This is a genomic window from Pseudoalteromonas aurantia 208, assembly GCF_014858725.1.
Taxonomy (GTDB): Bacteria; Pseudomonadota; Gammaproteobacteria; order Enterobacterales; family Alteromonadaceae; genus Pseudoalteromonas; species Pseudoalteromonas aurantia.
Genome location: NZ_AQGV01000014.1, coordinates 26,830 through 39,892, shown reverse-complemented (window position 1 = coordinate 39,892; position 13,063 = coordinate 26,830). Strand labels below are relative to the sequence as shown.

Below are 13,063 nucleotides of genomic sequence, written 5' to 3'. Positions count from 1 at the left end.
ATAGGGCTTTTGTAAAGTGAGTTGCTCAGATTATGAGTTAAAAGATAAGGAGGCTACGGCCTCCTTGAGTATGCTTATAGTGTTTAAAAAGTTGCGCCACCATCAATGGCGATGACTTGCATTGTGGTATGTGAAGATAAGTTTGAGGCAATAAAGACAATACTGTGTGCCATTTCATCTGGGGTAGCTATTTTTTGTAAAGGGATCCCTAACTTGTACTCTTTAGCAAATCCATCAATGACATTCTGAGCTCCGCTATCATCTTGCCACATACCGGTTTGCATCGGGGTTAATGTAGATCCTGGGGCAATAACATTACAGCGGATACCATAATTTGCAAGTTCTAACCCTGCGGTTAATGTTAGTTGGGTTACGGCTGCTTTTGACGCACAATAAGCGGCCATCTTTTGTCGCGGCGTTTGTGCTGCATTGGAACCCACAGTAACAATGCTACCGGCTTTATTTTGTTTGAAATTGTTGTAGCACGCCTGAATGAACAGAAACACTGCACTGCAATTAACGGTATGACAATGTAACCACTGCTCAGTGGTTAAGGCATCGATGGAGTCGTATTCTAAAACTCCTGCGACATTGATTAAGTTATACGGTGCCAAACCAGACGATATAAGTTCTGCTAATATCTGCTCAAGTTCGAGTAAGTTGGATAAATCGCATTGAACACTTTTGTATAATACTGATGCGTCACTGAAATGTTTGTCAAAGCCAATCACTTTCGCGCCCAGAGCTGAAAACTGTTTTGCGGTGCTAAGGCCAATACCTTGCCCGACGCCGGTGATCCACACAATTTTGTCTTGATATTCAGCTTTAAGCTGCTTATCTAGCGACATGGTGTGCTCCTTGCTCTAATTCATGAATTAGTTGATTCAGTGATATCAGAGGATGATCAGCCCAGTAGGTTGCAGCAAAGAAGACATGTGATTGTATTGTATGTACTTGCTCAGGCAGATACCTTGCTTGATTCACATCAAAATCTATTTTGGCGGGCGTATCACCCAACAAATGAATTTGCAGCATAATATCGTCTGTGGTCCCTGCACTTAAAATATGGCTGTGTGTTTCGACGCCGGCATATTTAGGGTTACTTGAAAAGGGCAGTAGGTTAATCGTTGGGCCAAATACGGTGAGTGACTTTCCTTGTTTTTGTCTGTCACGTTTTAATGATTCAACACGGTAGCTTTGTAGGTTTTTTAATGCCCTAATTTGTTGGTTGATCAAAACAGTGAGATCTTGCAAGGTCATATTCTCACACAGTTGTAGTGGCAGCGGCAGCACATTACTTTGCACACAAGGGGTCGACAGCTCAGCCATCGATTGGCGATTCATCATGATCAACCCTAAAGTGACATGATAGTGTTTCGTTTTTGCCACTAACGACGCCGCAATCGCAGCGAGTAATACCTCAGAACTACTTGCACTTACTTGCGCAGCGGCTGATTGGATCGTGTGCCATTGGGTGCGAGAGAACTGTTCGGTTAAACGCGTATTCGCCATGCTTACATCGGCTTTGCTGTCGCTAAAACTATGTATAACGTCTATGTCATCTAACCATCGATTCAAAGTCACCCCCGCGGCGGCTTGGGCCGTAAGGTATGATGTTTCTTGTTGGGCTTGTAGTAATGTTTGTTGATTGGAAAAGCGCAAATTTGGTAAGGGTTTACCTTTCATAAGCGCATTGTAGGTACGATTTAATGCTTGGCTAAATAAACCAAAACCATAACCATCAAGTAATAAGTGGTGGGCCAAAATCATCAAGTAATCTTGTGACGTGCCACGGAGTAAATATAACTGCATCAATGGCTGCGCGGATAAGTCGAATGATTGACCTAATTTAGGAGCCATAAACTGCTGAGCGTACTGAGCGACATCGTCTATATCGCAGTCGAGCTGAATAAATTCAATCGCCGGGGTATTGTCAGTCGGTTGAAGCTGGGGTGTATAAGCATCATCATGTGGAAAGTAGCAGCTTAATGTATTACTTGCGAGCCAGACATGATCGAATGCTTGTTGCAGCACCGAGGCTGCAACTTTTCCTTGAAATGCCAAGCATTCAGCAACATTGAATAACTCACCTCGACCGCTGATGGTGTGTAATAACCACATCGCGTGCTGAGACGCACTCAATGGCAGAGAATCTGCTATATGGTGCGTCATTAGTCGTCCTTTCGCTCTTCTAGTAATTCAACCCAAGCTGATAGAGTCGGGATCTGTGCCAGTTCGATGAAGTTAGTTTCAATACCTTGCTGTTGCCATAATGCAATTAAATTCATGACTTGCACCGAATCTAGTCCATAATCGATGAGACTTTCAAATTCATCAAACTCCTCAGGTTCACAATCTATGAGCGGGATAATATGTGCTTTTAAACCTTCTAAAGTGGTTATGTCGAGGCTCTCGCTGCCTAAAACTTCGGCTGTGTTTATCACTTTACCGCAGCGCTTTGCAACAAAGTTTAACGCCATTGTATGCTCGTCATAGCTAAAATCAGCAACAGCATCACCGATGACAAATGGTTGTATGTCTCGCATGAACGCATCAACAGCGGTTGTCATCACGCCAATATGCGCATAAATCCCGACAATGAGTAATTGATCTCGACCAGAATCGCTCAAGCGGGTTTCAAAATCACATTTTTGAAAGGCACTATAGCGCCATTTGGTCAATACAATGTCTTTCTCGGTAGGTTGTAGCGCATCCATCACAGGTTGCTGGGCTGGGTCTTGTAAACCATCGCCCCACATATCACGCAGTAGTCCACGCTCGTTAAATCCCTGCTTAATTGGTTGGGCAGTATAGTAAACTGGAATGTTGTTTTCATAACAATGGCTTTTGAGTGCTTGTATATTGGCAACAACCGCGTCAATAAGCGGGTTGTTATCACCATAAAAGCCAATGAAGTAATTTTGCATGTCATGAATTAACAATGCAGCACGTTCTGGTTCTATTTGCCAATCAACACGATTTTCTGGCAGTTGTGCTGTGCGTGGTAGTGGGTAGTGACTTAGCTTTGGAATACTCATAATTTATCTTTTTATTATTGCTCAAATGTAGCACGGAGTGCTTTTTTATCGACTTTACCGACAGCAGTCAGTGGTAATGCTGCAACGAATTGAAACTTATCAGGCACCTTGAAATCGGCGATGCCAAGCTGGCGTAAATATTTACGTAATATTAATGCGGTTAGTTTGGTTGTCGCTGCGTCTTGAATAACAATGAATGCACAGCTTTTCTCACCTAAGGTACTATCTGGCATAGACACAATAGCAACGTGGGCAATGTCATTGTGCCCCAACAGTAAGTTCTCTACTTCCTCAGCGGCAATTTTTTCTCCGCCTCGGTTGATTTGATCTTTATCTCTACCTTCAACAATTAAATGCCCAGAAGGGAGCTGTTTAACGAGATCCCCCGAACTGTAGAAACCAGTCTCATCGAAGGCGTCGGCATTGTGTACGGGAGATTTATAGTACCCCCTAAACGTATAAGGACCACGGGTTAGGAGCCTACCTACAGTATTAGGCGGAACTTCATTGCCCGCTTCGTCGACAATTTTTATCTCATCATGGGGGCTAATTGGCTTGCCCTGTGTGTTGATCACAGACCATCTGTCGTCATCGTGTCGAGTGTAATTTACAAGGCCCTCAGCCATACCGAAAACTTGTTGTAATTCACAGTCTAAAATAGGCTTAACTTGCTCTGCAACTGTCATGCTGAGTTTTGCACCACCGACTTGAATCAGCTGTAAACTGCTTAAATCATACGCTGCGTGAGGCGCATGACTCAGCCACAATTGCAGTGCTGGCGGTACTAAAGCTGTGTGAGTAATTTGATAATGCTCAATGAGTGCAAAGCACGTTGTTGGACTGGGGTCTGATGCCAATACAACACTTCCGCCGGCATGAAAAACCCCAAGTGCGCCGGGGGAACTTAACGGGAAATTATGGGGAGCTGGTAATGCACATAAATACCGAGTTTCTCCCGTTAGCTGACAAATATCGGCACTGGCAACCACGCTATATAAATAGTCATTATGTGTGCGTGGGATCAATTTTGGAGTCCCTGTACTCCCACCACTTAGTTGAAAAAATGCGACGTCTTCAGGGTTTAGCGGCGGTGCTTCGAAGGGTTGCGCTGATAAGTAGCCTTGTTTTAATTCACTGTTCCCTTTGTGGTGGTCAACTATTAATGTATTTAGGCAGTTGAAGCGATTGAATAATTCGTTGCTGAATTGTTCATCAGCGAACAGATCATGCATCGATGAGGCAATGATGAGCTTGGGCTGTAAAATTTCACAGTAGCTTTGCAATTCTGTTTTTTTGTGGTTAAATAAGGCGCAAACCGGTGCGACACCTAACTTGAGCAGCGCAAAATAGCTAATGTAGAATTCAATACAATTAGGTAATTGAATTAACGCGGTATCATATTTTTTCAGCCCTTTTAACGCCAAATTAGCGGCTAAGTTATCACTGTATTGCGACAGTTGTAGATAGCTAATTGAGCGTTTTCCATCCGCAAGCGCAATACCGTTGCTATTGTTTGTCAGTTGTTCACTTAATAAGCTGGTTAATGGCTTGTCTTGCCAATACCCTTGTTCACGGTATAGTTTTGCTAAGTCGGCCGGCCAAGGCGTATATTCAATGCTCATAATTCAGCCTTTTCTATAGGGTTCGAAAGTTGTTGAATGTCATCTAAAGTTAAACCCAATGCATTCAGCATCGTTTTTAATTTTGCGTTTGTTTCTTGCCATTCCAATGTTGGATCTGACGCTGCAACAATACCAGCACCTGCAAATAGCCTTGCTTGATTGTGCTCAAGTTGACCACATCGAATTACCACAACCCACTCACCGTTACCGTGTTTGTCACACCAGCCAATAATGCCTGAGAACAAAGCTCGACTATGTTTCTCTAAAGATTGAATATGCTGGTAGGCTGGATTAGTTGGTTTTCCACATAACGCAGGAGAAGGGTGTAATTGATTTGCAATCTCTAAGATATGGGTCTGTGCATTTTTAAGGGTGCCTTTTAACTCAGTGGATAAATGCCACATAGTGGCCGTACTAAGTAAAGAAGGTTGCGCAGGTACCTCTAAAGTTGTACAAAATGGCGCAAGTACTTTTTCCATGTCTTCAATGACAACAGCATGCTCAAATCGATCTTTTCCTGAGTTAAATAGCGCCTGTTTATTTGCCGCTTCTAATTCTTCTGTAGATGCTCTAGGGATAGAGCCGGCTAACGGGTTAGTCATTATATGTTGGTGGTGTTTTGCCAGTAATAATTCAGGGCTGACGCCCATTAAAGTTGCACTATCAGTAACAGGAAAAGAGAAGTGATAGCCACTGCGGCTTTGCTGTAATAATTGACACAGCACCCGCTCTTTTTGAATGGTATTTTCAAAGGTCATATCAACCTGTTTACTCAATACAATTTTCTCAAGAAGTTGGGCATCAAAGAGTTTTTTTGCAGCATTCACAGATGATTCAAATTGTGTTTGACCTTGTAGATATTCGACAGACTGTAAAGGGTTCGGCTGCTTGGTGAGTGTACTTAGCTCGGCATTGAGCCAACTACTGATAGCTGGTTTTTCCCAATATGTGGTTTTACTTGGGATGATAAAGTGTGCTTGTTGGGTTTTGCAAAAAGGCAGCACACCAAACGCGATAGCTTCATCAGGTTGATTGGCCAGTTCAGACTGTACCCGAGTGACCAACTGTGTTGTTTGTGTAATAGAAGAAGAGAAGCGTTTCTTAATACCGTGAGTGACGATACATCGTTCACCAGACATAAATAAACAATCTCGATTACTCTGAAAGTTTAATGCTTTACTGGGTTCTGGCATTTCAAAAGCATGCTTCATATACATAAGTCACCTTGTCGTGATGGTACAGCTGTGCGCAGATTAACCGTGGTCATCTGACGCAAATATTATTTTTTCAAGACGAGGGTCATTACAAAAGATTTAGTCTCTTACACACGATTTGCACTGTAATGGGCAATATGTTTTGGCAATTTAGGGCAGTCACTGCAGTGAGATTTATTCGGTACATCATGTAATAGGCAACAGTGATCACGGATCCGATAGGTGTTGAGAGAGTCTGTGAGCATAATGGGTTTACTATACAGCGGGTTAGTTTGGTCGTTTATATGGCATTCGTTCAGCAATATGCGTCTTTCGTTTTTTAAATGTTCGGAATGACCAAGTGCGTGCTCGATAGCATGTAAAAACTGGTTGATCCTGAAAGTACAATTACTCCAAAGTACTTTGCTTGAGATCCCAAATTGCTGGTTTAACCATGTATGCAATGGTTCTAGATGCTTGAAAATAAGGTCGTAATATCGAATTTCTGTTGGGCCTCCAGATAAATTTATGCCCTGATTTGGCAGCTGTAGTTGCTGTAATTTTGTGTGCCAAAGGACATCTTTTAACGATAAAGGCAGAGATTGCTGTAAAACACTCTGCGCGACAATAATACTGGGGAGTATTTGCAAAGTGTAATGCATATGCCAAACCGAGGCTTGGCTTCTTGATTTCCCCACTCCTTTACGCTGCGCAAAAGCACTAATTTCATGACGTAACATGCCATTTTTCATCTGGTCATTCAGTGTGAGCGAGGTATGTTCAGTGTGTAAGCCGACCCCTTTACCATAGTTGGCAAAAGGACCGCTTAAATAAGGGGATAGAATGGGCAGCATATGACGGTATTGGGCCTTTAGTTTAAGTGGATAAGTGAACTTTCTACGACAAAGACGAATTGGCCCTGAATTTTTTTACTGGATCCTCGTCTTGTATCTAATTGAACTAAGTTAGGGTTAATTGTGTTAGGGCATTTAATAAAAAAAACGCGTTGGCGTTTTCTCGCTACCGCAACCAGCAGTGTGCTGTTTGGTTTGATCAGTGTGTCACTTGTCGCATTGATTAATGAGATCATTAATAGTGAAAGTGATCAGCTAGATCAAAAGTTTATTTATTTTGCTATTTTGGCGATATCAGGGGTGTGCTTACAATTACTTTCTAAACTTATTTCTGAGCAATTGAGTGAACAAAGTCAGGCAGTGATAAGAAGCCAGGTGGCAGAGCTGGTTATTTCCGCTAAATTAGAGAGCATGGAAAGGCAAGGTGGCGCTAAAATTAAATCATGTCTCACGGAACATAGTTTAAAAGTAGCTACCTTCTTTAAAAATTTACCTAACATACTTACGAATGCAATGATTGTGCTGGGCAGCCTGGGATATATGGCTTGGCTAGATTGGCAGGTATTTTTATTCGCCTTATTAACTTTATTTTTGGGCTCTGCAGGTTACAGTCTGGCAAATGCCAAAGCGTATAAGAAGGTTTCAGAAGCAGCAAAGTTGCAGGATGAACTCTTCGTGCACTTTGATGCGATTGTTGAAGGCGCAAAAGAGCTTAAATTGAACCAGAGTAAACGACAGGTATTTTTGAGTGATGTATTGGACCAAGCCATTGAAAAACTGAAAACGCGCAGAGTAGCAGGCGCGAGTATTTATCATTTAGCCGCTTCGTGGGGCGGGTTCAGTATTTTTGCTTTCATTGGCGGGACACTTTATTACTTGTCAGGCGTTGACTCAGATAGTGGCAAGATAATGTCTGGGTTTGCGTTGTTATTTTTGTATATGCTAACGCCATTGGAGGTGATGCTGGAAGCGATTCCACGTGCTTTTGAAGCCAAAGCATCGGCGAAGACCATTGCGGAGTTTCAAGATGACCTTGAACAAATAGAACAAAATTCGCATCAGCAAATAGACAGTTTCACTCAGCTGCATATTAAAGATTTGAGCCATAGCTATTATCATGAACAAAGTGATGAAGTCTTTGCGCTTTCGCCGATTAATTTGACGATTAATGCCGGTGAGTTGATTTACTTAGTGGGTGGCAATGGCAGCGGAAAAACCACTTTTGCGAAAGTATTTAGTGGCTTGTATGCTGCTAACGATGGCCATATTGTTGTTGATAACACTATTATAGAAGCGCCAAGTTTAGATAACTATCGTCAACTATTTAGCACGGTATTTACCGACTTTTATTTGTTTGACCGTTTGTTGGGTGTTGCCAATCAAGCATTAGAAGACAAAGGCAACGCGCTGATCAAAAAACTGAATTTGCATCATAAAGTGGCCATTAAAGATGGCGCATTCACCACACGAGCGCTTTCGCAAGGGCAAAGAAAACGTTTGGCTTTGGTAGTGGCTTATTTGGAAGATCGTGCATTTTACTTATTTGATGAATGGGCCGCTGACCAAGACCCGTTATTTAAAGATGTATTCTATACGGAGTTATTGCCAGAACTGACAGCCAGAGGAAAAACCGTTTTAGTGATCACCCATGATGATAAGTACTTCCATATGGCAGATAGATTATTACGAATGGAAAATGGCCACTTAAGTGAAGTTGCAGTGGTCAAAGAGCAACAAAGTATTGCTTAGTTAATGTGTGCACATTAAGTAAAAGCCCACTGAGTCCAGTGGGCTTTTTTAATGCACCAATTGCTTAGATGACCCGTGAAAAGCGGGTTTGTTGTAATTGCTTCTGTAAATAGGCATCAAAACACATACAAATAATACGAATGAATAAATTGCCTTTGCTGGTAATGGTGATGTGTGTGTTAGACAGTTGTACCAAGCCATCATCAACAAGTGGCTGTAGAGCGAGTAGTTCATTAGAGAAATAGTCTGGGAAATGAATGTTGTAACGACTTTCTATGGTATTGATGTTCAGCTCAAAGTGGCAAATAAGCTGTTTTATCACATCAGCTCTGAGTGTATCGTCGTGGTTTAATTGCATGCCTTTCGTTATTGCACTGCCTGTATCAGAGACCGCGTGATAATACGCTTTTAGTTCTTTATGGTTTTGCAAAATCGCATGCCCTATTTGAGAAATAGAGGATACGCCCAGCCCTAGTAGATCGCACGATCCATGCGTTGTATATCCTTGAAAATTGCGATGCAGCTTGCCTTGGCGTTGTGCAATCGCCAGCGCGTCATCTTTTTTAGCAAAATGGTCCATGCCAATAAATTGATAACCGGCTTGGGTCATTTGTGACAGGGTATTTTTGAATATTTGCAGCTTTTGCTGAGGCGTTGGCATATCTTCCTCTTTGAGTTTGCGCTGTGCAGCAAATCGTTCTGGTAAATGCGCATAATTAAACACAGAGACCCTATCAGGGTTAAGTGCAATGAGTTGTTCTATGCTCTGCGCAAAGCTGTCAGGAGTTTGGTGTGGTAAACCATAAATCATGTCTGCATTAATTGATTTAAACCCCAGCGCACGCGCTTGGCGTACTAAGGCTATGACTTTATCAACATCTTGAGGGCGGTTGACAGCGGCTTGGACTTGGTCATTAAAGTCTTGAATACCGAATGAGACCCGGTTGAAGCTCAGCGACTTTAAAGTACAAAGCATGGTGTCAGCCAATGAACGCGGGTCGATTTCAATACTGCGTTGTGCGTTTGCTGCAAAGGTAAAGTGATGCTCAAGTAGGGCAATGAGTCGGGTCATTTGCGCCTCATCTAAAAAGGTGGGTGTGCCTCCGCCAAGATGAAGTTGCTCTATGGTGTACTGTTTAAACAGGTTTGATTGAGCGTGGACTTCTTGTTCCAGCTTATCGAGATAAAGGTCAGCCTTAGATTGATGGCGGGTCACTATTTTATTACAGCCGCAGTAATAACAGAGCTGATGACAAAATGGAATATGAATATATAAGGACAAAGACCGGTTGTTCGATTGCGTAATGGCAGACTCAAGATTGGCTTGTTGATAGCCTGTTTGCAGCGACAATGCGGTGGGGTAGGACGTATATCTTGGACCAGAGACATTGTATTTTTTGATCAGGGAATCATCCCATGTAGGTAAATTTATCACGACGGCACTCACTCTTACTAGAAGAGGGTAGTGTAAAAGGGAATGTAGGTGGAGGCTTTGATCTATCGCAAACCAACACATGCCAATGTTCGGCACGTGTTGGTCATTTTCATTAGAGCTTAAATTGGTTGACCGTACTATTAAGTGCTCGGGCTAAATCATTCAGATCTTTCGCTTCATCGGCTAAGGTATGTGCGTGATGAGCGGTACTGTTTACCAAATCATTGATGGCACTTAAACTGCTATTGATATCCTCAGCAACGACGGTTTGTTGCTCTGTTGAGGTGGCAATCTGGTGGCTTTGTTCCTGTACCGTCGTTACCGAGCTGGTAATATCACGCAGTGAGTCAAGTACACCTTGAGTTTGTGATACCGAGCCTTCAGCTTGTTCTTGGCCTTGTTGCATCATGGTAGAAGCTTGTTGCGCAATTTGCTGTAACCGTGAAATCATTTTTTGGATGTCGTCCGTTGACTCTTGGGTGCGACTGGCTAAAGAGCGGACTTCGTCAGCAACAACAGCAAAACCACGGCCTTGTTCGCCGGCCCGAGCGGCTTCAATCGCGGCATTTAATGCCAGTAAGTTAGTTTGTTCTGCAATACTATTGATAACATCAATCACGGCACCTATATTACTGGTTTCTTGCTCTAATCCGGCCACCACTTTGGCGGCTTCTCCAATATGACCCGCCAGCTCAGTCATGTCGGCTTGAGCACGGGTTGAGCGGGTGGTGCCATCGGTGGTTATACGTTGGACAAGCTCAGCAGCTTGATTGGTTTCTTGGGCATTACGCGATATCTCAGTGACCGTGGCGGCCATTTCGGTCACTGCTGCACTCACACTATCCACTTGCTCTTTTTCTTGTTGTATTTCATTGTTGGTACTTGAAGATACCGCGCTGAGTTGTTCAGAGGCATTACCCAGTTGGGATGCCTGCGCAGCCGTATCTAGCATCATGGCACGCAACTTATCAATAAAGGTATTCATGTGTTCCGCCAGCTGGCCCACTTCATCTTTACTGTGAATATCGATGCGACGAGTGAGGTCACCATCCCCAGAGGCTATTTCTCTCATGGTTTCAGCCAGTGTTTCTATTGGCTTGGTGATTAACTGCGTTGCCCACAAAATCATTAAAATTATAATTGAAATGATCACAAGCACCGCAATGATGGTGGTCATAACGGCTGCTTCTACTGGCTCTTCGATTAAACTAACAGGGATCATAATGCCCACATGCCAATCGAGAATGGGACTGTCGAGTTTGACGCTATTGAAAATAACGTAATACTGCCGGCCTTTTAAGGTCACGTAGGCGGTGCCCGCTTGCGTACTTTTGATTGCACGGTTAAGTGCTTGGAAGCCTGATGTATCGTTAAATTGTGTCTCTAATCCATCTAAGCCTTCTTTTCCTTTGGGGCCTTCATCTGTAATAGAGAGCTTATGACTGGTTTGCGCCGATAAATGAACAACTTTTAAGTCACTGTCTAATAAGAATCCATAACCTTGATTATTGAAGCGAATATCTTCAACTAAATCATTGACCTTGTTCATTTGCAAGTCGATACCTGCGATACCAATGAGGGTGCGCTCTGCATTATAGATGGGCTCTTTGATAACCGCAGAAACATCCCCCGTATTGGCATCAACCGACACTGGGCTCACATGTAAGCCGCCTTTTTTCATGGCCTCTGGCCACCACCCGCGTTTATAAGCATAGTATTCTCGGCCATCAGCAAAACGCGATGTCCGTTCATTTTCCTTGAAATACTCTCCGGTAATGGCAGAGGCAAAGAATGTAGACAGGACATTTTCATCGTTCTCGGTCAGATTGACAAAATCTTGGTTGACTTCTTGATAGCCTAGTTGGTTATCAAGAGCGCTTTCTCGTTGGTTATAGTCACTGAAAAAATTGACCAAGTGGGTGCTGTTGGCAAAAGTGCTCACCAGTTTGCCATATTGTGCAAAGAAGCCTTCCATTGAGAGCTTTTCAGAATAAAGATAGCTTTGTGCTTCTCGCTGGATGCTATCCCGTGACAAAGAGGCAATATGATTAACAAAATAACTAGAGGCGATGACAAGTAAAATGGAAATGGTGCCGCCAATCAGTAAGAGGATCTTCTTCCTCAAAGATAAATTCTTAAGCATGACATATTCTTTTTATTAGGGTTGAGCAAACCTTAATCAAAGCATAACTGAGGTTGCTTTACCACTTTTTAGGCATGGATGACGAACAATATAGGGACACGTTTTGTCAGTATTTGTTCACAGTTGTAACTGTTTATTGCATTATTTACAGTGAAATAAAGAGCTTACCCGCTTTCAAATGACAATTAGGTATTAAACCACAGAATCGAGAGTCACTTTTTGACTATTTCCACCACCATCCATGACGACAGCGAAGTTTGTTCCTTTTTAAGGTTGAAGATTTAAATTGTATACAATATACTTTTCGTGTTGTTAAAATGAGTACAAATCATGGAACAGATTGAAGCTCAAGGAGTTAACAACATCAATAGAGAATCATCATTCAAAAGGATTAATAATAAAATAATGAAAAAAAGAACCCTGAATAGCGATGTTAAACTCGCTGTCGCCGCACTACTATGCTGTGCGTCAACATACACTCATGCTGAAATGACGTGTAAAATGATACCTGGCCCAGGTGGAATCATGCAGGAGCAATGTACTTCAGAGCGAAGTGGTGGAGGTGGTAGTGGTGGTAGTGGTGGGGCAACCCCAGTGATTGGCGTTGGTAACGGTGGCGGCTCTAGTAATACTGGTGGAGGTGGCGGCGGTGGCGGTGGCTCGCCAGGTACGAATGAGCCAACACCGGAGCAGAAAAAGGCTGAGGAGGAGAAGAGGTGTTTGGCTGTTGCTGAAGCTCTATATCAATCATGCGACTTTACAGCTATTAAAACAGCGAAAAATACGATTAAAAACAGCTGTGGCAGTCAACCAAACTCTACAACTGTTGAAGGTAATATAGGGATTGGGAATAATGGGGTTGGCGGCAGTGTCACGTGGGAAAACTATAATAGATGTAGAACACCAATTATAGATACACAAGAGCTAACCCAGTCTGAGTGTCGGCTAGAAAAAGCAGTAAGAGCTGTGGAATGTGTACACTGACATTACACAAAGCTGACTTATAAAATAAAGATAAACTATAGACAG

At 42.8% G+C, this 13,063-nt stretch carries 10 protein-coding genes; 2 read left to right on the top strand and 8 right to left on the bottom strand.

What is annotated here, in order from left to right; all coding sequences use genetic code 11:
• Positions 1 to 83 precede the first annotated feature (83 nt).
• From dhbA to fhuF, 6 genes are all read right to left on the bottom strand, one after another.
• Positions 84 to 848 (bottom strand): 2,3-dihydro-2,3-dihydroxybenzoate dehydrogenase, encoded by a 765-nt coding sequence (gene dhbA, locus PAUR_RS17440; protein WP_192509018.1) that lies wholly within the window; start codon positions 846 to 848, stop codon positions 84 to 86.
• Positions 835 to 2,172 (bottom strand): condensation domain-containing protein, encoded by a 1,338-nt coding sequence (locus PAUR_RS17435; RefSeq protein ID WP_192509017.1) that lies wholly within the window; start codon positions 2,170 to 2,172, stop codon positions 835 to 837. The genes dhbA and PAUR_RS17435 overlap by 14 nt, the downstream gene beginning before the upstream one ends.
• Positions 2,172 to 3,038 (bottom strand): isochorismatase family protein, encoded by an 867-nt coding sequence (locus PAUR_RS17430; RefSeq protein ID WP_192509016.1) that lies wholly within the window; start codon positions 3,036 to 3,038, stop codon positions 2,172 to 2,174. Before PAUR_RS17430 ends, PAUR_RS17435 begins: the two co-directional genes overlap by 1 nt.
• A gap of 14 nt (positions 3,039 to 3,052) precedes the next feature.
• Entirely contained in the window at positions 3,053 to 4,660 is a 1,608-nt protein-coding gene (locus PAUR_RS17425) for a (2,3-dihydroxybenzoyl)adenylate synthase (RefSeq protein WP_192509015.1), read from the bottom strand.
• Positions 4,657 to 5,877, bottom strand: coding sequence for an isochorismate synthase (locus PAUR_RS17420; protein ID WP_192509014.1), 1,221 nt, complete (start codon positions 5,875 to 5,877; stop codon positions 4,657 to 4,659). Before PAUR_RS17420 ends, PAUR_RS17425 begins: the two co-directional genes overlap by 4 nt.
• 104 nt (positions 5,878 to 5,981) lie before the next feature.
• The gene (gene fhuF / locus PAUR_RS17415) at positions 5,982 to 6,707 is read right to left on the bottom strand and encodes a siderophore-iron reductase FhuF (protein WP_192509013.1); all 726 of its coding nucleotides are present in this window, start codon (positions 6,705 to 6,707) and stop codon (positions 5,982 to 5,984) included.
• A gap of 123 nt (positions 6,708 to 6,830) precedes the next feature.
• Between fhuF and PAUR_RS17410 the strand changes: the two genes are divergently transcribed.
• Positions 6,831 to 8,456 (top strand): cyclic peptide export ABC transporter, encoded by a 1,626-nt coding sequence (locus PAUR_RS17410; protein WP_192509012.1) that lies wholly within the window; start codon positions 6,831 to 6,833, stop codon positions 8,454 to 8,456.
• A gap of 64 nt (positions 8,457 to 8,520) precedes the next feature.
• Here the strand turns inward: PAUR_RS17410 and hemN are convergent, their stop codons facing one another.
• Both hemN and PAUR_RS17400 read right to left on the bottom strand, forming a co-directional pair.
• Positions 8,521 to 9,891 (bottom strand): oxygen-independent coproporphyrinogen III oxidase, encoded by a 1,371-nt coding sequence (hemN, locus tag PAUR_RS17405; protein ID WP_192509011.1) that lies wholly within the window; start codon positions 9,889 to 9,891, stop codon positions 8,521 to 8,523.
• Between the two features lie 112 nt (positions 9,892 to 10,003).
• Complete coding sequence (locus PAUR_RS17400) at positions 10,004 to 12,034, bottom strand: methyl-accepting chemotaxis protein (protein ID WP_192509010.1); 2,031 nt, start codon at positions 12,032 to 12,034, stop codon at positions 10,004 to 10,006.
• A 405-nt stretch (positions 12,035 to 12,439) separates the two neighbouring features.
• Between PAUR_RS17400 and PAUR_RS17395 the strand changes: the two genes are divergently transcribed.
• Positions 12,440 to 13,018, top strand: a complete 579-nt coding sequence (locus PAUR_RS17395) for a hypothetical protein (RefSeq protein WP_192509009.1) — start codon at positions 12,440 to 12,442, stop codon at positions 13,016 to 13,018.
• Positions 13,019 to 13,063: the final 45 nt, after the last annotated feature.